At 66.2% G+C, this 20,685-nt stretch carries 21 protein-coding genes; 16 read left to right on the forward strand and 5 right to left on the reverse strand.

Annotated elements, in window-relative coordinates:
* Positions 1-14 precede the first annotated feature (14 nt).
* Positions 15-1,109: a UDP-N-acetylmuramate dehydrogenase gene (locus OLW90_RS01205; RefSeq protein ID WP_319650493.1), complete on the forward strand. Its 1,095-nt coding sequence runs from the start codon at positions 15-17 to the stop codon at positions 1,107-1,109.
* 41 nt (positions 1,110-1,150) lie between these two features.
* Positions 1,151-1,822, forward strand: coding sequence for a hypothetical protein (locus OLW90_RS01210; protein WP_319650494.1), 672 nt, complete (start codon positions 1,151-1,153; stop codon positions 1,820-1,822).
* A gap of 125 nt (positions 1,823-1,947) precedes the next feature.
* On the opposite strand, the gene OLW90_RS01215 is transcribed toward OLW90_RS01210, so the two are convergent.
* The gene (locus OLW90_RS01215) at positions 1,948-3,663 is read right to left on the reverse strand and encodes a long-chain-fatty-acid--CoA ligase (protein WP_319650495.1); all 1,716 of its coding nucleotides are present in this window, start codon (positions 3,661-3,663) and stop codon (positions 1,948-1,950) included.
* A 246-nt stretch (positions 3,664-3,909) separates the two neighbouring features.
* Between OLW90_RS01215 and mshA the strand changes: the two genes are divergently transcribed.
* The 4 genes from mshA to OLW90_RS01235 are packed head-to-tail and all read left to right on the forward strand — an operon-like array spanning position 3,910 to position 7,947.
* Entirely contained in the window at positions 3,910-5,175 is a 1,266-nt protein-coding gene (gene mshA / locus OLW90_RS01220; protein WP_319650496.1) for a D-inositol-3-phosphate glycosyltransferase, read from the forward strand.
* Positions 5,176-5,230: 55 nt separating this feature from the next.
* Positions 5,231-5,980, forward strand: coding sequence for a phosphoglyceromutase (locus OLW90_RS01225; RefSeq protein ID WP_319650498.1), 750 nt, complete (start codon positions 5,231-5,233; stop codon positions 5,978-5,980).
* 15 nt (positions 5,981-5,995) lie between these two features.
* A complete protein-coding gene (locus tag OLW90_RS01230; protein ID WP_319650500.1) occupies positions 5,996-7,246 on the forward strand; it encodes a sensor histidine kinase in 1,251 nt (416 codons plus the stop codon).
* A complete protein-coding gene (locus OLW90_RS01235; protein ID WP_319650501.1) occupies positions 7,243-7,947 on the forward strand; it encodes a response regulator transcription factor in 705 nt (234 codons plus the stop codon). The genes OLW90_RS01230 and OLW90_RS01235 overlap by 4 nt, the downstream gene beginning before the upstream one ends.
* 6 nt (positions 7,948-7,953) lie before the next feature.
* On the opposite strand, the gene OLW90_RS01240 is transcribed toward OLW90_RS01235, so the two are convergent.
* The gene (locus tag OLW90_RS01240) at positions 7,954-8,865 is read right to left on the reverse strand and encodes a hypothetical protein (RefSeq protein ID WP_319650502.1); all 912 of its coding nucleotides are present in this window, start codon (positions 8,863-8,865) and stop codon (positions 7,954-7,956) included.
* A gap of 34 nt (positions 8,866-8,899) precedes the next feature.
* On the opposite strand from OLW90_RS01240, the gene OLW90_RS01245 reads away from it, so the two are divergent.
* From OLW90_RS01245 to OLW90_RS01265, 5 genes are all read left to right on the forward strand, one after another.
* A complete protein-coding gene (locus tag OLW90_RS01245; RefSeq protein ID WP_319650503.1) occupies positions 8,900-9,847 on the forward strand; it encodes a Ppx/GppA phosphatase family protein in 948 nt (315 codons plus the stop codon).
* Entirely contained in the window at positions 9,844-11,613 is a 1,770-nt protein-coding gene (locus OLW90_RS01250) for a hypothetical protein (RefSeq protein WP_319650505.1), read from the forward strand. Before OLW90_RS01245 ends, OLW90_RS01250 begins: the two co-directional genes overlap by 4 nt.
* A 188-nt stretch (positions 11,614-11,801) precedes the next feature.
* Positions 11,802-12,635: a pyrroline-5-carboxylate reductase gene (proC, locus tag OLW90_RS01255; RefSeq protein ID WP_319650506.1), complete on the forward strand. Its 834-nt coding sequence runs from the start codon at positions 11,802-11,804 to the stop codon at positions 12,633-12,635.
* 206 nt (positions 12,636-12,841) lie between these two features.
* The gene (locus OLW90_RS01260) at positions 12,842-13,033 is read left to right on the forward strand and encodes a helix-turn-helix domain-containing protein (protein ID WP_055122352.1); all 192 of its coding nucleotides are present in this window, start codon (positions 12,842-12,844) and stop codon (positions 13,031-13,033) included.
* A gap of 207 nt (positions 13,034-13,240) precedes the next feature.
* Positions 13,241-13,342, forward strand: coding sequence for a 30S ribosomal protein bS22 (locus OLW90_RS01265; RefSeq protein WP_003855542.1), 102 nt, complete (start codon positions 13,241-13,243; stop codon positions 13,340-13,342).
* Positions 13,343-13,547: 205 nt separating this feature from the next.
* Here OLW90_RS01265 and OLW90_RS01270 read toward each other — a convergent pair whose 3' ends face one another.
* From OLW90_RS01270 to OLW90_RS01280, 3 genes are all read right to left on the reverse strand, one after another.
* The gene (locus OLW90_RS01270; RefSeq protein WP_319650517.1) at positions 13,548-13,955 is read right to left on the reverse strand and encodes a hypothetical protein; all 408 of its coding nucleotides are present in this window, start codon (positions 13,953-13,955) and stop codon (positions 13,548-13,550) included.
* Positions 13,955-14,482, reverse strand: a complete 528-nt coding sequence (locus OLW90_RS01275) for an ImmA/IrrE family metallo-endopeptidase (RefSeq protein ID WP_319650518.1) — start codon at positions 14,480-14,482, stop codon at positions 13,955-13,957. Before OLW90_RS01275 ends, OLW90_RS01270 begins: the two co-directional genes overlap by 1 nt.
* 149 nt (positions 14,483-14,631) lie before the next feature.
* Positions 14,632-15,690, reverse strand: a complete 1,059-nt coding sequence (locus tag OLW90_RS01280; protein WP_319651802.1) for an HAD-IB family hydrolase — start codon at positions 15,688-15,690, stop codon at positions 14,632-14,634.
* 24 nt (positions 15,691-15,714) lie between these two features.
* Here OLW90_RS01280 and OLW90_RS01285 point away from each other — a divergent pair, with 24 nt between their 5' ends.
* The 5 genes from OLW90_RS01285 (at position 15,715) to OLW90_RS01305 (ending at position 20,676) form a co-directional block, all read left to right on the forward strand.
* The gene (locus tag OLW90_RS01285) at positions 15,715-15,957 is read left to right on the forward strand and encodes a glutaredoxin family protein (protein ID WP_319650520.1); all 243 of its coding nucleotides are present in this window, start codon (positions 15,715-15,717) and stop codon (positions 15,955-15,957) included.
* Between the two features lie 94 nt (positions 15,958-16,051).
* Positions 16,052-17,383, forward strand: coding sequence for a glutamyl-tRNA reductase (locus OLW90_RS01290; protein WP_319651803.1), 1,332 nt, complete (start codon positions 16,052-16,054; stop codon positions 17,381-17,383).
* 21 nt (positions 17,384-17,404) lie between these two features.
* Positions 17,405-18,307, forward strand: a complete 903-nt coding sequence (gene hemC / locus OLW90_RS01295; protein WP_319650521.1) for a hydroxymethylbilane synthase — start codon at positions 17,405-17,407, stop codon at positions 18,305-18,307.
* 67 nt (positions 18,308-18,374) lie between these two features.
* Complete coding sequence (locus tag OLW90_RS01300) at positions 18,375-18,779, forward strand: hypothetical protein (protein ID WP_319650523.1); 405 nt, start codon at positions 18,375-18,377, stop codon at positions 18,777-18,779.
* A 208-nt stretch (positions 18,780-18,987) separates the two neighbouring features.
* On the forward strand, positions 18,988-20,676 hold the full coding sequence (locus OLW90_RS01305) for a bifunctional uroporphyrinogen-III C-methyltransferase/uroporphyrinogen-III synthase (protein ID WP_319651804.1): 1,689 nt from the start codon (positions 18,988-18,990) through the stop codon (positions 20,674-20,676).
* Positions 20,677-20,685: the final 9 nt, after the last annotated feature.

The raw sequence follows: 20,685 nt of genomic DNA on the forward strand, positions 1-20,685 counted from the left end.
CTACCGTGAGAGGGGTGAGTGATGTAGCCCTGACCCAGCGCCTCAATAATGTCCACGGTGCCACCTGCGAGACCTCCCTGAGCCTCGCGGAACTCACCACTTTACGTCTAGGTGGGCGGCCCCGCTTCACGGTGCGCTGTGCCACCGCCGAGGCCACCGCCGAGGTGGTGCGCGTTCTCGACGAGGCCGGGGTGCCCCTGCTCATCGTGGGAGGCGGCTCGAACCTCGTGGTGGCCGATGGTGACCTCGACCTCGCGGTGGTGCTGCTGGAGGATTCGCGCGTGCACATCGACCGGGAGACGGGGCTGGTGCGCGCGGCGGCCGGGGCGGTGTGGGACGACGTGGTGCGTGCCTCGGTGGAGGCCGGGCTGGGTGGATTGGAGTGCCTGTCCGGGATTCCCGGCTGCGCGGGGGCCACGCCGGTACAAAACGTGGGGGCCTATGGCGTGGAGGTTTCCGACGTGCTCACGCGGGTGCGGCTGTGGGATCGCGGCACCGAAAAAGACGAGTGGGTGAGCGCTAAATCACTTGATTTGGGCTACCGTTATTCAAATCTCAAGTTCACCAACCGGGCCGTGGTGCTGGAGGTGGAGTTCCAGCTATCCACGGACGGTCTCTCCGCGCCGTTGCGCTTCGGTGCCCTGGCGCGGGAGGTGGGGGCCACCGAACCCGGGCAGCGCCTTCCGGCCCGGCAGGTGCGCGAGGCGGTGCTGCGCGTGCGCCGGGGCAAGGCGATGGTGCTCGACGCGGAGGATCACGATACTTGGTCCGCGGGCTCCTTTTTCACTAACCCCGTGGTCAGCGAGGCGCTTGCCGACGCCGCCTTTGCCAAAGTAGGAGAGGAAACCATGCCGCGTTTCCCGGCGGGGGAGGGCAAGGTCAAACTGTCCGCCGCGTGGCTGATTGAGCGTGCCGGGTTCCCGCGCGGCTACCCGGGGGAGGGGGCACCCGTGCGGTTGTCCACCCGGCACACGCTGGCCCTGACTAATCGGGGCGGGGCGAAAACCGTCGATTTGGTCTCCCTCGCTCGGGAGGTTATCGCCGGGGTTAAGGGGTACTTTGGTATCGAATTGGTCTCGGAGCCGGTGTGGGTGGGGGCGAAACTGTGAGAACCCTTGCCATGACTGGGGTCGGCTGTAGTGTTTAACCCATGCAACTATCTTCTCGGACCGCAATGAAGTCCGCCGCCCTGATCGGGGCCGCGGCCCTTTCTGTGGGCGTTGTCGCTCCGGTAGCCTCCGCAAGTGAAGGCCAGACTATCGTTTTGACCTCTTATGGCGCTTTCTCGCGCGACCACAACTCCTCCGGAGAGGTCGCCCAGCAGGCCAAGGAGATCCTTGAGCAGGACGGCTACAACATCGTCTATCAGGAGATCGCCACGGACTGGAGCACTTTCGCCTCCGACCTGGACTCCCTGGTGGAGGCCAACGATCCTGACGCCATCATCAGCCTTGGCGAGACTACCGGCATCCCGGCTCCGGCCGTGGAGCTGATGGGCTACAACAAGCGCGAGGGCGTGGACGCCAACGGCAACCGCGGCGAGGGCGCCGTGGATGAGAACGACCCCTCCGAGCGCCGCGCTCCCGCCGAGAACAAGGCCGCCCAGCAGGCCACCAAGCAGGCCGGGCACCGCGTGATCCCCAGCTACGACGCTGGCCGTTACCTGTGCAACGCGGCCCTGTACACCAACCTCGGCTTCCTGGAGGAGGGCCGCGTGGACCACGCCGCCTTCGTCCACGTGCCGGCTCGCGCTGCGGGTGCCGCTCAGACCCAGTCCGACGCCGAGGGCGTGGCTGAGTTTGTGAAGAACCTGGTGGGCTAAGGCTCAACGGGGGCTCGACAGCTCATAAAAAGGGGCGGGCCTTCCGGTCATAATGATCGGAAGGCCCGCCCCTTATTTAGGCTCTTATCTGTGCCGTGGGGCGGGGGACGTCGATAAGCCTAGCCCTATGCCCCCTTGGCGTTCAGGTTTTCTAGGAGATCGGCCTGCACCTGGCGGCGTCGAATCTTGCCCATCTGATCCCGCGCCAATTCCTCAAAGTGATAGAACGTGCGGGGAACCTTGTACCTGGTTAGGCGCTCGCGCGCGTACTGCTTGAGGCCCTCGGGATCGAGGGCCGCGCCGGGATTGAGGGTAATGCAGGCCACCACGGACTCGGAGCCGTCCTGGCGGGGCACGCCCACCACCGCGATGTCCGCGATGTCCGGGTGATCCCGCATGACCTCCTCCACCTCGCTGGGGTACACGTTGAAGCCGCCAGTGATGATGATCTCTTTAATGCGCGCCACCAGGCGGATAAAGCCGTCCGGCTCCATCACGCCCACGTCGCCGGTGCGGTACCAATCCTCGTGGAAGGATTTTTCCGTGGCCTCGGGGTTGTTCAGGTACCCCTTGAACACCTGCGGGCCGCGCACCAGAACCTCGCCCTCGGTGCCGTCGGGCACGGTGCGGGAGAGGTCCTCGGGGTCGGCAATGCGCACCTCGGTGTCGGGGAAGGGAATGCCCACGTAGCCGGGGCGGCGCTGCTTGGACATGGGGTTGCCCACGATGATGGGGGAGGTTTCCGTGAGGCCGTAGCCCTCCACGAGCAGCCCGCCGGTCATGGATTCCCAGCGCTCCACGGTGCTCACCGGCAGGGTGGAGGCCCCGGAGAAGGAACTGCGCACGCCCTTGATGGTGATGTCCGCCTCGGCGGCGGCCTCCACGATCTTTTCGTAGAGCGTGGGCACGCCCGGAACCCACGTGGGGGTGTGCTTTTTCATCACATCCATGATCAGCGGCACTTGGGGGCTGGGCAGCAGGATCAACTCGCCGCCGATGAGGAAGGCCAGGGTGGCGTTCATGGTGAGGCCGTAGGCGTGGAACATGGGCAGCGCGGCGAGCATGCGCTCGTCCTGGTCGCCCAGGCCCGGTACCCAGGCTTTGCCCTGGAGAATATTGGCGTAGAGGTTGCCGTGGGAGAGTTGCGCGCCCTTGGGAGCGCCGGTGGTGCCGGAGGTATAGAGGATGAGGGCGATGGTGTCCTTGGTGACCGTTTCCAGGGAGACCACCTCCGAGCCGTCCCCGCCCAGTTGCGGGGAGAGCAGCATGTCCCAGGGGATCGTGTTGGGCGCCGGGGCGGTGAGTTGCGCGCGGGTCTTTTTGATCTTCGGGATCGGCAGGCGCAGCGCCAGGCGCTTGAGCGGCGGCATGGCGTCCACCATGTTCACGGAGATGATGGTTTCCAGCTGGGTGCTGCCGCGCAGCTTCTCAAACACATCGGCGGACTTATCCCAGGTGACCACCACTCGCGCCCCGTGGTCGAGGAAGGGGTGTTCAAGCTCGTGGGCGGTATAGAGGGGATTGTGTTCCACCACCGTGGCGCCGAGTTTGAGGATGGCGTAGAAGATCACGATGTGCTGGGGGCAGTTGGGCAGTGCCACGGCCACGTTATCGCCGGGGCGCACACCCAGGGCGCGCAGGCCGGCTGCGGCGGCGCGCACCTGCTCGTCTATGGCGGAGTAGGTTTGGCTGCGGCCAAAGAACCAGGTGGCGGGCTTTTCCGGCTTGGTGGCCAGGGTGTGATCATACATGTCGAGCAGGGTGGTATCCCCGTAATCGAGGTGGTGGGGCGTCCACTCCGGGTAGTGCTTGAGCCACGCTTGTTCTTCTGCGGCAGACATCGGTCTCCCTTCCTGTAGCGCCCTGGGCGGCGCGCGTTGGGCAACAAAACAATAAGTTTCCTTCACTTGACTATACGCGCCGCTTAGCGCTCCCGCCGGGCGGGAGGGGCGCCGGGGCGAGGGCCGAGGTGAGGCGGGGTGGGGAGGGCTGGAACGGAATGGGAACGCCGCCGGAGTGCCGCCGGAACGCCGCCGGAACACCGCAGGAAGGCCGCGCTCGGCGGGAGCGTCGTAGCATGGGGCTTCATGCGTATCGCCATGATTTCCATGCACACCTCGCCCCTGCAACAACCGGGTTCCGGGGACGCCGGTGGCATGAACGTCTACGTGCTTTCCACTGCCACGCAGTTGGCCCGGCTGGGGGTGGAGGTGGACGTGTACACCCGCGCCACGCGCCCCAGCCAGGGGGAGATCGTGGAGGTGGAGCCGCGCCTGCGGGTGATCAACGTGGTGGCCGGGCCTTACGAGGGCCTGGCCAAGGAGGAACTGCCCACGCAGTTAGCGGCCTTTGCCGGGGGCATGCTGCAATTCGCGCGCTGCCACGGGCTGACCTATGACCTGGTTCATTCCCATTACTGGCTCTCCGGGCAGGTGGGCTGGCTGGTGCGGGATCTATGGGGGGTGCCGCTGGTGCACACCGCGCACACGCTCGCGGCGGTGAAGAACCTGCACCGCGCTGCGCACGATTCCGCGGAGACGGAGGCCCGCCGCATCTGCGAGCAGCAACTAGTGGATAACGCGGACGTGCTGGTGGTGAATACCAAGGAGGAGCGCGCCGATCTGGTCTCGCATTACGACGCCCCCACGCAGCGCATCGAGGTGGTCTCCCCGGGGGCGGACACGGAGTTATTCACCCCCGGCACCGACCGCAATACCGAGCGCGCCCGCCGGGAACTTGGCGTGCCCCTGCACGCCAAGGTGATCGCCTTTGTGGGCAGGCTTCAGGAGTTTAAGGGGCCGCAGGTGTTGATCCGGGCGGTAGCGCGACTGTTGGAACAGGCCCCCGAGCGCAACCTCCGGGTGCTCATCTGCGGCGGGGCCTCCGGAGCCGAGGCCACGGCCTCGCGCTACCGCGAGCTAGCCAGGGAATTGGGGGTGGCCCACCGCGTGCGCTTTTTAGAACCGCGCCCCCCGCAGGAGTTGGTGACGGTGTATCAGGCCGCCGATGTGGTGGCCGTGCCCAGCTACAACGAATCCTTTGGGCTGGTGGCCCTGGAGGCCCAGGCCACGGGAACCCCCGTGGTGGCCGCGCGCGCGGGTGGGCTGCCCATTGCGGTGGCGGAGGGCACCACGGGGATACTCGTGGACGGGCACGACCCCGCCGATTGGGCTCGCGCCCTGGGGGAGGTGCTTGACGACGATCCCGGGCGTATCCGCATGGGGGAGCAGGCCGTGCGGCACGCCGCCGCCTTTTCCTGGGGGGTGACCGCGCAGCGCCTGGAGGAGGTCTATGCCACGGCTATGGAGATCTCCGCCGAGGACTGCCGGGCGCGGCGCGCCTCGGGGCTATGAGGGCGCGGCTAAGCAGCCCCGGCAGAGCCGGAAGGATTGTGGAATGCTGGAGGGCATGAGTAACGGAAAGTTGATCCTGCTGCGTCACGGCCAGAGCGAGTGGAACGCCTCCAACCAGTTCACCGGCTGGGTGGACGTGAACCTCACCGAGAAGGGCGAGGCCGAGGCGCGCCGGGGCGGCGAGCTGATCAAGGAATCCGGGCTGAAGCCGCAGGTGCTGTACACCTCGCTGCTGCGCCGTGCGATCCGCACCGCGAATATTGCCCTCGACGCCGCGGATCGCCTGTGGATTCCCGTGGAGCGCGATTGGCGGCTCAACGAGCGCCACTACGGCGCATTGCAGGGCCTGAACAAGGCGGAGACCCGCGAGAAGTACGGTGACGAGCAGTTCATGGAGTGGCGTCGTTCCTACGGCACCCCGCCGCCCGAGCTGGCGGCGGATGCTGAGTACTCCCAGGCAAACGACCCCCGCTACGCCGATCTCCCCCAGGTGCCCGCCACGGAGTGCCTCAAGGACGTGGTGGAGCGCCTGGTGCCCTACTTCGAGGAGGAAATCCTGCCGCGCGTGAAGCGGGGCGAGGAGGTCATGGTGGCTGCGCACGGCAACTCCCTGCGCGCGCTGGTGAAGTACCTGGACAAGATCTCCGATGAGGACATCGCGGAGCTGAACATCCCCACGGGTATCCCGCTGGTCTACGAGATCGACGCCGAGGGCACCGTGGCCAACCCCGGTGGCACCTACCTCGACCCGGAGGCCGCCGCAGCCGGTGCCGCCGCCGTGGCCTCCCAGGGCGCGCAGAAGTAATAGCGCCGCTTTAAGGTGTCCTGGTCCCTCGTCCTCGCCTTCGGGGCGGGGGCCGCCCTCGCAGGTGGCCTCCCCCCGCTTTTTTCGCGCCTGCGCTCCGCCACGCGCCGCTACCGGGCGGCGGCCACCCTGGAGGAAAACCAGGTGACCACCATCGGCCAGGTGCTGCACCTGGCCATTCAGGGTTCCCCCACGGGCCTGGTGGTGATCGACCGGCGCGGCGAGGTGCTGCTCTCCAACGCGCGGGGGCACGAGATGGGCTTGGTGCACGATCGCACGCTGAACCCGGAGGTGTGGGAGGTGGCCCAGCGCGTTCACGAGGACAAGGAAACGCACGTGCTGAGCCTGGTGACCTCGGAGCGACGCACGGGCTCACGGGTGACCAACGTGCGGGCGGTGGTCAAGCCGCTCACGCTTATCGACGACCGCTTTGTGATCGTCTACAGCACCGACGAGTCCGAGTACGTGCGCATGGAATCCGCGCGGCGCGACTTTGTGGCTAACGTCTCTCACGAACTTAAAACCCCCGTTGGTGGCATGGCCCTGCTGGCCGAGGCCCTGGTGGAGTCCGCCGATGACCCCGAGCAGGTGGATTACTTTGGCACCCGCCTGCGCAAAGAGGCACTGCGTATGTCCGACCTCATCAACGAGCTGATCTCGCTTTCCAAGTTGCAGGGGGCCGAGGCCCTGCCGGACATGGAGCCGGTGCTGGTGGATGACGTGATTACCGAGGCCATGGCGCGCAACCAGGTGGCTGCCGACGGCCACTCCATCCCCCTGCTGCGCGGAGCGCCGTCGGGAGTGTGGGTCAATGCCAATAAATCCCTGCTGGTTACCGCCGTATCCAACCTGGTGAGCAACGCCATTAACTATTCCGGCACCTCCGCGCCCGTCTCGCTTTCCCAGCGCGTGGTGGACGGGGAGGCCGTGCAGATTCGGGTGACCGATCGCGGAATTGGCATTGCGCTGGAGGATCAAAAGCGCGTGTTCGAGCGATTCTTCCGGGTGGACAAGGCGCGTTCCCGCTCCACCGGGGGAACCGGGCTGGGCTTAGCCATAGTCAAACACGTGGTGGCCAATCATGGCGGTACGATTAAGGTGTGGTCGAAGCCCGGCACGGGCTCGACGTTTACCATTGAGCTTCCGATTTACACACCGGAGCAGGTGGATCTGCCGCCCGCCCCGGAGGACGACGATGCGACCGAGCCGCCCTTGCTCAAGGCAGTCTCGCGCGTGACGAACCGGCGAAAGGACAAAACTTCATGACAACCGTTTTGATCGTTGAAGACGAAGAATCGCTGTCCGATCCACTCGCCTTTCTGCTGCGCAAAGAGGGGTTTGACACGATCATCGCCGGCGATGGTCAAACGGCCCTGGAGGAGTTTGCCAACAATGAGGTGGACATCGTCCTGCTCGATCTCATGCTGCCCGGAATGTCCGGCACCGACGTATGCCGGGAACTGCGTGCCACCTCCAACGTGCCGGTGATCATGGTGACAGCCCGCGACGCCGAGATTGACAAGGTGGTGGGCCTGGAACTCGGCGCGGACGATTACGTGACCAAGCCGTATTCCTCCCGCGAACTCATCGCCCGAATCCGCGCGGTACTGCGCCGCAACGGCGGAGTGGAACTCAACGCGGTGGACGTGGAGGAAGAGGCCAGCGGGGATATTCTCTACGCCGGGCAGGTGCGCATGGACGTGGAGCGCCACACCGTGAGTGTGGCCGGGCGCGAGGTGAATATGCCGCTCAAGGAGTTTGAACTCCTGGAGTTTTTCCTGCGTAACTCTGGGCGGGTGCTCACCCGGGGCCAACTGATCGACCGCGTGTGGGGGGCCAACTATGTGGGCGATACCAAGACCCTCGACGTGCACGTGAAGCGGCTGCGAGCCAAGATCGAGCGGGAGCCCTCGCAGCCCACGCGCCTGGTGACGGTTCGGGGGCTGGGGTATAAGTTCGAGCGTTAGGAGGCTCTAGGGGGTGGAGCCTTGGGCTTTGTGGAGCGCCTCCCTCGTCGCCGGGTGTATGGGCAACACCCCCTCCGGTACCTGCTCGCGCGCGCGTAGGTGCGCGGCCAGCACCTCGTAGGCGGAATCGCCCATGAGGGCACGCAGTTCCGCCTCCTGGCTGATCCACACCGGCGTATCGGAGGTGTGGCAGCCGGGCGCGCTAGAGCAGTACCAGTCAAAATCCTCCCCGCCGTTGCCCCAGCCGCGGCGATCGTATTCCCCGATGGTGGTGCGCAGGATCTCGGTGCCGTCGGCACGCTCCTCCCATTCCTCGGTGCGCCGCAGCGGGAGTTGCCAGCACACCTCGGGCTTGTCCACGGTGAGGTCGCGGCCCTCGGCCACGCACCACTGGTGAATGGCGCAGCCGGCCCCGGTGGGCCAGCCGCGTCGGTTGGCAAAGATGCAGGCCCCGTCCACCACCTTGGTTTTGAGGGCGGGCTCGGGGTTGCCCTCCTCGTCATCGAGTTCGTCCCACACCAGCCAGGGCTCCAGGTCCTCGGGCTCGCCGTGAGCGAGGTATTCCTCTACCCCTGCCGGGCGCAACTGCCAGTAGCGGGCGGGGAGGGCGGAGACGGCGTCGTAAAGCTGATCGCGGTCCACCTCGTCGGAGAGGAAGGCTCCGTGGTTGCAGCAGCCGACGTCGGGAAGCTCCGCGCTGATGCCGTGGCAGGCGCTGGTGCCAAAGGTGCAGTGCCAGTGCGATTCCATCCAGGTGAGGTCGATGCTAAACACGTGGTGGGGATCGGTGGGGTGGGTGAACTCAAACCACTCCCGGGGGAAATCCGGGGCCTTTTCCACACCGCTGGCCACGGACTTCCCGGCGGGGGAGGAGGCGGGAAAACCGAGAAAAACCTGGGTGGATTGTGGGTGATTCACACCTGATGAGGGTAGACCGTCTACCCTATAGGGTGTGCGATTAGGTGTATTGGATGTGGGCAGCAACACTGTTCATTTGGTAGCGGTGGATGCCAAGCCCGGCGGGCGGCCCACTCCGATGAGCGATTGGAAGACCGCGATCAAACTCGTGGAACTCCTTGACGCTCAGGGGGCCATCCACGATAAGGGGATTAAGAAGCTCACCAAGGCGGTGAGCGAGTCCGCCGATCTGGCCCGGCAACTGGGCTGCGAGGAATTGATCGCCTTTGCTACCTCGGCGGTGCGCTCCGCCACCAACTCCGAGGACGTGCTCGCCCACGTGCACAAGGAAACCGGCGTGCGGCTGGAGGTGCTCTCCGGGGAGGACGAGGCGCGCCTGACCTTCCTGGCGGTGCGCCGCTGGCACGGCTGGTCCGCCGGGCGGATCACCAACCTGGACATCGGCGGCGGCTCCCTGGAAATCTCCACGGGCTCGGACGAGCAGCCGGACGCCGCTTTTTCGCTCAACCTCGGAGCGGGTAGATTGACCCACGAGTGGTTTGATACCGATCCGCCCGAGCGGAAAAAGATCAATCTGCTGCGCGACTTCATTGACGCCGAGTTGGTGGAACCGGCCCGCCAGGTGCGTAGTTTTGGCCCCGCCCGCATCGCCGTGGGCACCTCCAAGACGTTCCGCACCCTGGCCCGGCTCACGGGTGCCGCGCCGTCCGCGGAGGGGCCCTACGTGACGCGCACGCTCACCGCTCCCGGCCTGCGCCAACTGATCGCCTTCATCTCCCGCATGACGGCCTCGGATCGCGCGGAACTAGAGGGCGTGAGTTCGGATAGGTCGCATCAGATCGTGGCGGGAGCGCTGGTGGCCGAGGCCGCCATGCGCGCCCTGGGCTTGGAAAAGATTGATATTTGCCCGTGGGCGCTGCGCGAGGGCGTTATTCTACAGCGGATAGACAAGGGACTGGAAAGAGGAGAGGAAGCACGATGAGTGACGAGGAAAAGCAACTCACCGTTGCCGAGCTTTTAGAACGCGCCCAGGCCAACCGTGGCGGCGCTGCCCAGCGTTCCACCGGGCGACGTCGCCGCCGCAGCCTGGAGGACGGCGGCATCTCCGTGGCGGAACTCACGGGCTCCCTCTCCCGCGTGAAGGACAAGCCCGCCGAGTCCCGCCACTCCTCGGTGCCCATTGATACCCCGGAGTCCGAGCGGCGCCCCCGCTCCTCCTCCACGCCCTCGGTGACCGGATTTAAGCCCACGCCCACCCCCGCTCGGGGGCAGGGCGTGCAGTCCGCCCCGCGTCCGGCTTCGGGCGGGTCTGCTACATCGTCTGGTTCCGCTACCGGCGCGGCTCCGGAGAGCGTTCGACGCACCCCCGCCGCCACCAGCCCCGTTAAGCCCGCGCCGGGTGTTGCTCCCGGTTCTGCTTCTCGACGCCCCGGTGGTGCCACGGGGGCTTCTTCTTCGGGTGCTCCGAGTTCTGGTGCTTCGGCTTCTGCCTCGGGTGTGGCGGCGCGCGGTGGTGCCTCCGGCTCGGCAGCCTCCCGGGGTGTTATGGACCAGGCACCTTCGGCCGCCGCCAAGAAACCGGCTGGGCGAACCCAGGGTGTGCCGCAGGCCTCTGGTACACCGCAAGCCTCGGGTGCTAAGACTCCGAGTGCGGGGAAATCTACCCCTGCGGCGCGCCCCGGTGCTCAGCGTTCGGGCGGCCCGCAGGCGGGTTACCAGCGTCCGGGGGCTCAGCCTGGTACGAAGCCCGCTGCGCAGAAGCCGGGTGCTCAGCAGTCCGGCCCGCAGCGGCCTGGTTCTCAACGTTCTAGCGCCCAAGGTTCTAGTTCTCAGGGCTCTAGTGCCCAACGGGCGGGTTCTGCGGGGCCTCAGCGCTCGGGCTCCTCGCAGACGAGCGTGAACCAGGGAACCAGGGGAACCCAGGGAGTAACGCCCCAGGGCGCGCAGGGAGTGGTGCCGCAGGGCAAGGCCGCGTGGCCCATTCCCGATTCCGCGCGCCGGGCCGGGCAGCGCCCCGGTCAGGGCTCGACTCAGAGTACGCAGAGCACGGCGGGTGCCGCGCAGGGCAGTAAGCCCGGTGCCCGCCCGGCTGCGGGGATTCCGGGTGCCGCTGGTGCCCAGAAGCCCGTCTCGGCCGTGGAGCCCTCGGCGGAGGAAACCGCCGTGATCTTGCGCGTGGGTGGCACTAACGCGCAGAAGCAGGCCAAGAACGCTTCCCAGACCGCCGGAAAGGCGGGCAGCGCTGCGGGCGCTCAGACCAAGGGGGCCAAGGCCTCCGCGCAGGAGAACGCTGCGGAGGAGACCGGGCGTATCCCCCGCGTGGGAGACAAAAACTCCGCTCCGGTGGCCAGCCTTTACCAGCGTCCTGAGAAGGACGCGGAGGCCGGTGCCGCGAGCGGGGAAAAGAAGTCCGAGGACTCCGCCAAGGGCAAGAAGCCGCAGAAGCCCGGCGAGGGCGCGAAGAAGAAGCGCGAGCCGGAGCCCCGCACTGGGGCTGGCTCGGCGGTGCTCCTGGCCGTGATGGGCGTGGTGCTCGGTGCCCTGGTGTTCATCGGCTTTGATCAACTGTGGTCCTCCGGGCTGAGCCGCATTCTGGTGGGCGTGCTGGCAATTGCCGTCACCGGGATCATGGTGGGCGTGGTACACGCCCTGCGCACCGCGCGCGATGGCGTTTCCATGAGCCTGGCGGCCGTGGTGGGCCTGCTGATGACCTTTGGCCCCTATATTCCGCATATGCTTCAGGGATAGTTCACTGAGGCGGCCTTATTGGTGAGGTCGTGGAAGCCGGGCGGTTGGCTGACCGCCCGGCTTTTCTATGGCTGGGGGCACGTGGGTTTAGGTGGCTGAGGCTCGCGTGCTGGCTGCGGCGCGGCGGTGGCTGCTGTGCTGTGATGCCTCTGCTGCGCGGCGCGTGCACCTATGGCAGGGTGGGGTGCATGACTTCAATCGCAGTAATTGGCGGCGGAAAAATCGGTGAGGCCCTCGTAGGCGGCCTCGTGGCGGCGGGCACTAGCCCCGCACAGATCGTGGTGACCAACCGTTCCTCGGAGCGCAGCGAATACCTCCGCGAGCGCTACGGCGTGGAAACCACCTCGGATAACACCCAGGCGGCTTCCGGGGCGGAGACGGTGTTTCTGTGTGTGAAGCCCAAGATGATCGGCGGCGTGCTGCGCGAGATCGCGGAAACCATCAACGATAACGATGCAGACACCACCGTGGTCTCTATGGCGGCTGGTCTTTCCCTGGCCTCCCTCCAGGAGGATCTTTCCGCGGGCACGGCCATCGTGCGCGTCATGCCCAATACCCCCATGATGGTGGGCAAGGGCGTGTGCGCGGTGGCCTCGGGGCGCTTCGTGAGTGAGGAGCAGGCCAGCGCCGTCAAGGAACTGCTCAGCGCCGTGGGCACCGTGGTGGAGGTGGCCGAGGAGGACATGGACGCCGTGACGGCCCTGGCGGGTTCCTCCCCGGCCTACGTGTACCTGGTTGCGGAGGCGCTTATCGACGCCGGGGTGAGCCTTGGCCTCACGCGCGACGTGGCCACGAGGCTGGCTTCCGGTGCGATCGAGGGAGCGGGGGCCATGCTGGCCCAGGAGGGGGCCGACGCCACGACGCTGCGCGCTAATGTCTCCTCCCCGGCGGGAACCACCGTGGCGGCTCTGCGGGAGTTGGAGGAATCGGGGATCCGGGGTGCGTTCTTCCGCGCGGCGGAGGCTTGCGCGCTGCGTTCCAAGGAACTGGGTGCCCCGGTGGCGCCTCCTGTGGAGGACTAAGGCCTGTGGGGCTGGGGCTGCTCGTGGCTGTTTGTGGTGCCCCATGAGGCACTTTCCGCAGCACCAGGCCCCTTTGGGCACCCGGCATGGACTCAGGTCGCACCAGTCACACATTTCACGCTAAACTTGTTGCAGCACGTGCGTGATTCGTTCTGTGGGAGGGGAAGCCTACAGCGCGCCACCTGCTTGTGAAGGGTTAGGTAACTATGGCTAATGAAGATAAAGGAACTTTTCTGACGGTCGCGGAGGTCGCGGAGATCATGCGCGTTTCCAAGATGACCGTGTACCGCCTGGTGCACTCCGGTGAACTGCCCGCCGTGCGCGTGGGTCGCTCCTTCCGCGTGCACGACAAGGCGGTGAACGAGTACCTGGACTCCTCGTACTACGAGGTGGGGTAGAGTTCCCTTTGATCTAGACCGCCCGCCGCGTCCTATCGGGGCTTGCTGGGTCCGAGGCTCTACTTGGCTTGCTTCTGTGTGGGGCGTGGCGGGTGTGATTTTTGGTAGCACCTAGTGCTGCCGCTAAAGTGGAGAGCATTCGTGCCAGCACAGGTGCGCGTGCTCGGCAGAACAGAAGTACAACAACGAGGTAAGTGAGGTAGCCCTATGGGTTCCGTGATTAAGAAGCGCCGCAAGCGCATGTCCAAGAAGAAGCACCGCAAGATGCTGCGACGCACGCGCGTGCAGCGTCGTAAGTTGGGCAAGTAAAGCCTTCTTGGGCTGTTTGCTGCGATATACGGCATAGCAGCATAGGGCAATGCCTCTGGGGAGACCACCATCGGCGGTCTCCCCAGAGGCGTTTGTGTTTTAGATGGTAGATAAGTGGGGTCTGCTATCAAAACTGTCTCTACGGTGTGAACTTTTCTTGGGAACAGACGTCTACAGTTGTTGCGCTAGGGTAAACATCCTAGCGCTATTCACCGTATCTATGATGATGCCCAGGTTCATGGGTCCAGTTGGATCCAGCCCCAGGGAAAAGGTATTTTGTCACCACCATCGCCAGACCAATCACTTGAGCGATGGTGGTGGTGATCCAAGCGATGATGATGGAATCGGAGAGTGGAAGACTTCTATCGATCACCTGTATGTAGGCATATCCGATAAAAACGATGTCCATCACAATCAGCTGTAAAAGGACAAGGATTGGTATTCCGTATCCTAAGACCTTTTTGAGTCGGGAATCGAGCCGGTGATCCTCTATCTTGAGTTTATTTAACTCTTCTGAATAGGAGGCAAGGCTATTCCTTCCGGTCTTGTCACTTGTAGCCCCGGAGCTTTCCTTGGAGCTGGCGATGGCGTCATCCACCTCTGAGTTTGCCATCAGATCAGCCTTAGATTCTTTAACCGATACTCCATGGAGGGTTTAGAGACGCCAAAGAATGAGGCGAGTGAGAATAAATCCGCGCCCAGCTGCCACAGTTGCCTGACGGCATAGCCTGGCATGAGGAGTTCTGCGGCAAAAGCGTTGGCATACACTTCGTGGGGATCGCTCCCTTTGGCGGAATTATCATCCCTACGACGGTCAATCTGGGAGGTTTCCCCATCCTCCACCATGTGCCCTAACTCGTGCGCGCAGGTGAACCGCTGCCGAACAAAAGAGTAATCCGTGTCTACCCAGATTTGGGGGAGTTTGTATTGGTCCCCCTTGGGGCGGAACAATCCCTCTACGTCTTCGGGCATGTCCCCTCGATGGACTTCCGCTCCATACCGTGTGGCGATCTCAAATGGATCGACCGGAAATGTATCGGTATCCCAGTACTTCTCAAGGATGTTGGTTGCAGCGTCCGTAGCCTCACGGCGGATCGCGGCCACCTGTTCCGGGGCCAAACGCTCTGCAAACGCAGGCATCTGCCTCACCCCTTTCCCTCTCCCTGTGCTCTGATTTGGATATTACGCATCATGCTTCGTGCGGCGCGTACTCATAACCCCGTCTACCCCCAAGTTTTCCCCTGTGTTCTAGGAGGATATTACACGTCAGGCTCGCCTGCCAGGCACCCCTACCCCGCCCACCCCCGCCGCAACCTCCACCCCAGCAGACTGAACCCGGCCGTCGCCAGCCCCGGCAGCCCGTAGGTGCGGATCGCCTTGCGCACGTTGCGGTAGTCGCGCACCAGCCAGCCGCGCCGGTGGGCGGCGCGTCGCAAAGCGCGGTCGGGGTTGATCGCCACGGCGGTGCCCACCATGCTGAGCATGGGGATGTCATTGGAGGAATCCGAGTACGCGGTGCAGCGCTCCAGATCGAGTTTTTCCAGGGCCGCCAGGGCCGCCACGGCGTGTTTCTTGCCGGGCCCGTGGAGAATATCGCCCACGAGTTTCCCGGTGAATTTGCCGTCCTTGACCTCGGCTACGGTACCGAGTGCCCCGGTGAAGCCAAAGCGCTGGGCGAGGATCTGGGCAAGTTGCACCGGCGTGGCGGTGACCAGCCATACCTGCTGGCCCGCCGCGAGGTGCATGGCGGCGAGATCGCGGGTGCCAGGGAAGGCTTTGTCGAGCATGTGGCGGTCCACGATCTCCTCGCAGAGTTCGGTGAGTTCCGCCACGCTGCGGCCCTTGATGAACTCTAGGGCCTGATTGCGCCCGGCGGCCATGTCCTCGGCGTTTTCGGAGCCGGTGAGGCGGAACTTGAGCTGCTTCCATGCCATCGGAATGATCTCGGTGAGCCGGAAGTAGCGCTTGCGGGCCAGGCCAAAGGCCAGGGCCACCAGGGAGGAGCCCTGAATGAGGGTGTTGTCCACGTCGAAGAAGGCGGCCACGCCGGCGTCCTGGGGCACCTCGGGGTCGGTGGGGGAGAGGCGCAGGGAGCCTGCGGCCTCGATGGAGCCGCTGACGGATTCGATGCCGGAGTGGAAGGATTCCAGTGAGATCCCGTAGTTCTGTTCCACCGCGGCGGCCGCGGCGGCGCGCCCTGCCTCTTCCTGCTGGTCGTCGCCAAGCGGGGGCAGCGCGGTGCTGGCGAGGAAGCGCCGCAGGTTGCCGTGGCTGATGGACCAATTGACCAGGAAGTCGCGCGGCGAGGCGGGAAAGGAGGGCGGGTGGATCTCATGCACGCCCACCATCGTAGGCCTGGTAGGACGGAGAGTGTGCAGAAACATCGTGTTCAGTTGATGGTGCGCTCCACCTGTGGCTCGTGTGCGCGGGTGGAGGCGCAGATTAGGCCGTTGTTGGAGCGGCATGGGGTACCCTTGGAGATCTGCGACGTGGACTCCGATGTGGAGTGGGCGGCGGAGTTTGGGGATCGGGTGCCCGTGGTGGTGCTGGACGGGGAGGAGTTTGCCTGCTGGGAGGTGGATAACGAGGAGTTAGGCCACGCTTTGTTGGTCTGAGGGGAGAAAGCCTATTACGGTTGGCCTCAACTGAAAGATTCCCCTATTATCCGCCTAAAGTTGGGGGATGTGGCAGAAAGCGGTGAATGGCAACGTGAGTGTGCTCGTGGTGGGCATGTCGCACCGATCGGCTCCGGTGGAATTGCTGGAAAAGCTGAGCATGGATGATGCCGTGCGGGAGGAGGCCACCTCCCTGTTGCTGGAGCGCCCGGCGCTCTCCGAGGCCATGATTATCTCCACCTGCAACCGCCTGGAGGTATATTCCGTGGCCACCGGCTTCCACCCGGGGGTGCAGGACGTGGTGAGCGTGCTGCACGAGGTCTCCGGGGTGGACATGGATACCCTGCGCGGCTACCTGTATGTGCGCTACGCCGAGGCCGCCGCCGAGCACATGATGGAGGTGGCCTCCGGGCTGGATTCCATGGTGGTGGGCGAGCAGCAGATCATCGGCCAGGTGCGCAGCGCCTACCAGGAGGCCACGCAGAAAGGCACGGTGGGCCAGGCGCTGCATGGGCTAACCCAGGCGGCCCTGCACGCGGGCAAGCGCGTGCACGCGGAGACGAGCATCGACGATGAGGGGGCCTCGATGGTCACCCTGGCGATGGAGGAGGCCCTGGCCGCGCAGGGTTTGGGCGGCCCCCACCCGTTAGAAGGCCGCTCGGCCCTGGTGCTGGGGGCCGGGGCGATGGCCTCCCTGGCTGCCACGCACCTGGGCAGGCTGGGAGTGGGCAGGTTGGTGCTGGCCAATCGCACCCGTTCCCGCGCCGAGCGCCTGGCCGAGCACGCCCGCGAGGCCGGGGTGACGGCCGAGGTGGTGGACTTCGAGCAGCGCGGCGCGGTGATCGGGCAGGTGGACATGGTGGTCTCCGCCACCGGCGCGGATTATTTCACGGTGACGCCGGGGGACGTCGCTAAGCTGCCCGGGCCGCTCACCCTCATCGACCTTTCCCTGCCGCGCGATATTGCGCCGCACGTGGGAAATATCGAGGGCATGCACCTGGTAAACATCGAGCGGCTGCACCGGCGAGGCACGCAGGCCACCAGCGCGGTGGAGGAGCAGGCGCGCGCGATCGTGGACGAGGAAATGCAGCGTTTTACCTCGGAGCAGCGCGTGCGCGACGTCGCCCCCGCCGTGACTGCCTTACGACGCCACGCCGCCGACCTCATCGACGCCGAGCTGGAGCGCCTGCGCGGCCGCGCCCCGGACATGGCGGAGGGGGAGTACCAGGAGGTCTCGCGCACCGTGCGCCGCGTGGTGGATAAACTGCTGCACGCCCCCACGGTGCGGGTGAAGGAACTGGCGGTGACCTCCGGCGTGGTCTCCTACGAGTCCGCCTTGCAGGAACTCTTTAACCTCGAACCCACCCCCGCGCGCAGCGTGGCGCTGCCCGCCAGTGACCTGCCGCGCAGCGATTTCCCGCAGTAATAAATAAGGAGCAGGCTTCCCATGACCCACACACCGCTGACCCTGGGCACGCGCGGAAGCGTGCTGGCCACCACCCAGGCCGGGCACGTGCGCGACGCCCTCATCGCTGCCGGTACTCCCGCCGAGTTGCACATCGTGACCACGGAAGGGGACGTGAACATGGCCCCGGTGGAGCGCATCGGTGTGGGCGTGTTCACCCAGGCCCTGCGCGAGGCGATGGCGGCCGGGGAGTGCGCTGCGGCCATTCACTCCTTCAAGGATCTGCCCACCGCCCCCGACCCCCGCTTTCACCTCGTGGTGCCGCCCAGGGAGGACCCCCGCGAGGCCCTGATCGCGCGCGACGGCCTCACTCTCAGTGATCTCCCCGAGGGCGCGCGCGTGGGTACCTCCGCGCCCCGGCGCATTTCCCAACTCCGCGCCCTGCGCCCGGACCTCGATATTCGTCCCCTGCGCGGCAACATTGATACCCGCATGGGCAAGGTCGCCTCCGGGGAACTGGACGCGATCGTGCTGGCCTACGCCGGGCTGCTCCGCGTGGGCAAGCAGGACCGCGCCACCGAGGTCTTTGACCCCGAGGTATTCCTGCCCGCCCCCGCCCAGGGTGCGCTGGCCGTGGAGTGCCGCGCCGAGGACGCCCCCGCCGTGGCGGCCCTTGACGCCCTGACCCACCCCGAATCCGCCGACCGCGCCCGCGCCGAGCGTTCCCTGCTCGCCACCCTGGAGGCTGGGTGTACCGCCCCGGTGGCGGCCCACGCCGTGATCGAGGGCGAGGAACTGGTGCTGCGCGCCGGGGTCTTTGCCCTCGATGGCTCCCAGCGCCTGCTGGTGGAGCACCGCGCGCCCCGGAACCAGGCCACGGAGTTGGGCCGGGAAGCCGCCCGCGTGCTCCTGGCCGAGGGGGCGGCGGAGGTCATGGCGGGGTAGTCTGTGTGCGCCGGGGCCGCGTCCCGCTGGGATTAGCGTGCCCGGGCGCTTACACTGGGTACCCACCATGGCTTATTTACAGATCACCGATACTCAGGTGACCATTACTTTGGACTGGTGGGAAAAGATCGCCGCGCACCGCTCCCACCTCACCGTCCCCGTGCGCGCCATCGTGGGCGCCCGCGCGGTGGACGATGTGTTTGCGCTCCCGGAGATTAAGTCTGCCGCCCAGGCCTCCGGGCCGGGGGTCTCGGCCACCAGGATCAAGGGTTTGACCACCACGGGGACGTTCCACACCCCGCAGGGCACCGTTTTTGCCGTGTGTCACTCCGGTTCGGGGGCCAAGGGCGGTCGCGCCGGGCTGGTGATTGCCCTGGATAAGGCCACGGTGGATTACATCGTGGTGACCACCCCGCTGGCGCGGCGCTATGCGGCGCAACTTGACCCGCAAGGGCAGCGCCGCGCGGCATAGGGAGCCGAGCCGGTTTCCTATTTATCCGGCCATATTTTATGGTGTTAATACCACACTGTGATTCTGCGGTGGCGACCGGGGCATGAAGATCGCCCTGCGGAATCGAAGCTAACGCCTCGCGCTGTAGTCCGGCACGCCCACGTGGTGCCGCGCAGCCCGCGAGGCGTCCTTTGACCCTGTCCAAGAACTAGAAAAGAAGCATATGAGTATGGCCCACCAGGCTTGTGCGCCTCAGAGCACGCCGCAGACCCCCCAGCCGGGCACGGTCATCTTTGTTGGCGCAGGACCGGGCAATCCAGATTTGCTGACCATTCGGGCCCGCGAGGTGCTGGCGGAAACCGCCGTGGCCTATACGGACGCGGAGGTGCTCAGCGGCGTGCGGGAGATCGTGGCCGCCAACCTCCCGGTGCCGCAGGAGAAGATCGACGCCGCGGAAAAGGAATACGAGGCCCTGGTGGAGGAGGCCCGCACCCAGGGGGCGCGCCGCAAGCCGCCGCGCCCCGCGCCCCCCACCGCCGCCGATATTCGGGAGGTGGCCGACCCCAACCCGGCCGAGATTGCCGCGAACCTGGCCGAGGCCGTGCAGGGCGGCGAGGACGTGATTCGCCTGGTGGCGGGCAACCCCTTGTCCCGGGAATCCGTGCTGGCGGAGATCTCCGCCGTGGCGGAGACTGGGGCGGAGTTCCAGGTGGTGCCGGGAATGTCCTTGCCCTCCACCGTTCCGGCCTTTGCCGGAATCGCCCTGGGTTCCACGTTCACGGAAACGGACGTCACCGGCGGTGGCGCGGACTGGGACCAGTTGGCCGCCGCCCCGCAACCGCTGGTGCTTCAGGCCACCCGCGAGGATCTGGGCATCATCGCGGAGGAACTCCTGGCCAGGGGGCTGGGCGCGGGCACTCCGGCCTCCGTCACGGTCAATGGCACCACGCGCTTGCAGCGCACCTTTGACGCCACCCTGGGTACCCTGGCCAAGCTCGATGTGGAGTTGCCGGGCCGCCTGGTGATTACCCTGGGTACCGCCGTGGACGATCGCTCCAAGTACTCCTGGTGGGAAAACCGCCCCCTGTATGGCTGGCGGGTGCTGGTGCCGCGCGCCAAGTCCCAGGCCGGGCCCATGAGCGCGCGCCTGGCCAGCCACGGCGCGATCCCCCAGGAGGTGCCCACCATCTCCTTAGAACCCCCGCGCAACCCGGCGCAGATGGAGCGCGCCATTAAGGGCATCGTGGAGGGCCGCTACCAGTGGATCATCTTCACCTCCGTCAATGCCGTGGAGGCGGTGTGGGATAAGATCACCGCCTTTGGGCTGGATGCGCGCGCCTTTGCCGGCGTGCACCTGGCGGCGGTGGGCCGCAAGACCTCCCAGGCCATTAAGGCCCTGGGGCTCACCCCGGAGGTCACCCCGCCCGCCACCAAGCAGAACGCTCAGGGCCTGGTGGAGGTGTTCCCCGAGTACGTGGAGGACCTCGATCCGGTGGGCCGCGTGCTGCTCCCGCGCGCCGATCTGGGCAGCGACCTCCTGGTGGAGGGCCTGCACCATGCCGGGTGGGAGGTGGACGACGTGGTGGCCTACCGCACCGTGCGCGCCGCCCCGCCGAGCGCCGAGGTGCGGGACATGATTAAGACCGGCGGGTTTGATGCCGTGTGCTTCACCTCCGGCTCCACCGTGAAGAACCTGGTGGGGATCGCGGGCAAGCCGCACCGCCGCACCATCATCGCCGTGATCGGCCCGGCTACCGCCCAGGTGGCGCGCGAGATGGGCTTGCGCGTCGATGTCATGCCGGAGGAGGCGGACGTTCCCGCCCTGGTGGACGCGCTCGCGGCCCACGTGGCCTCTCTGCGCGCCGCCGGGCAGTTGCCGCCGCCGAGGAAGAAGCGCAGGGCGCGTCGTAAAGCATAGGTGGCGGGC

It is taken from the genome of Corynebacterium sp. 21KM1197, from assembly GCF_033783015.1.
GTDB lineage: Bacteria > Actinomycetota > Actinomycetes > Mycobacteriales > Mycobacteriaceae > Corynebacterium.

Excerpts from the sequence above, each read along its gene's own strand:
- OLW90_RS01265 (WP_003855542.1), top strand. The coding sequence starts at position 13,241 with ATGGGTTCCGTGATTAAGAAGCGCCGCAAGCGCATGTCCAAGAAGAAG.
- proC (WP_319650506.1), top strand. The coding sequence starts at position 11,802 with ATGACTTCAATCGCAGTAATTGGCGGCGGAAAAATCGGTGAGGCCCTC.
- OLW90_RS01215 (WP_319650495.1), bottom strand. The coding sequence starts at position 3,663 with ATGTCTGCCGCAGAAGAACAAGCGTGGCTCAAGCACTACCCGGAGTGG.
- OLW90_RS01300 (WP_319650523.1), top strand. The coding sequence starts at position 18,375 with ATGGCTTATTTACAGATCACCGATACTCAGGTGACCATTACTTTGGAC.
- OLW90_RS01235 (WP_319650501.1), top strand. The coding sequence starts at position 7,243 with ATGACAACCGTTTTGATCGTTGAAGACGAAGAATCGCTGTCCGATCCA.
- OLW90_RS01225 (WP_319650498.1), top strand. The coding sequence starts at position 5,231 with ATGAGTAACGGAAAGTTGATCCTGCTGCGTCACGGCCAGAGCGAGTGG.
- OLW90_RS01210 (WP_319650494.1), top strand. The coding sequence starts at position 1,151 with ATGCAACTATCTTCTCGGACCGCAATGAAGTCCGCCGCCCTGATCGGG.
- hemC (WP_319650521.1), top strand. The coding sequence starts at position 17,405 with ATGACCCACACACCGCTGACCCTGGGCACGCGCGGAAGCGTGCTGGCC.
- OLW90_RS01275 (WP_319650518.1), bottom strand. The coding sequence starts at position 14,482 with ATGCCTGCGTTTGCAGAGCGTTTGGCCCCGGAACAGGTGGCCGCGATC.
- mshA (WP_319650496.1), top strand. The coding sequence starts at position 3,910 with ATGCGTATCGCCATGATTTCCATGCACACCTCGCCCCTGCAACAACCG.
- OLW90_RS01250 (WP_319650505.1), top strand. The coding sequence starts at position 9,844 with ATGAGTGACGAGGAAAAGCAACTCACCGTTGCCGAGCTTTTAGAACGC.
- OLW90_RS01260 (WP_055122352.1), top strand. The coding sequence starts at position 12,842 with ATGGCTAATGAAGATAAAGGAACTTTTCTGACGGTCGCGGAGGTCGCG.
- OLW90_RS01270 (WP_319650517.1), bottom strand. The coding sequence starts at position 13,955 with ATGGCAAACTCAGAGGTGGATGACGCCATCGCCAGCTCCAAGGAAAGC.
- OLW90_RS01305 (WP_319651804.1), top strand. The coding sequence starts at position 18,988 with ATGGCCCACCAGGCTTGTGCGCCTCAGAGCACGCCGCAGACCCCCCAG.
- OLW90_RS01280 (WP_319651802.1), bottom strand. The coding sequence starts at position 15,690 with ATGGTGGGCGTGCATGAGATCCACCCGCCCTCCTTTCCCGCCTCGCCG.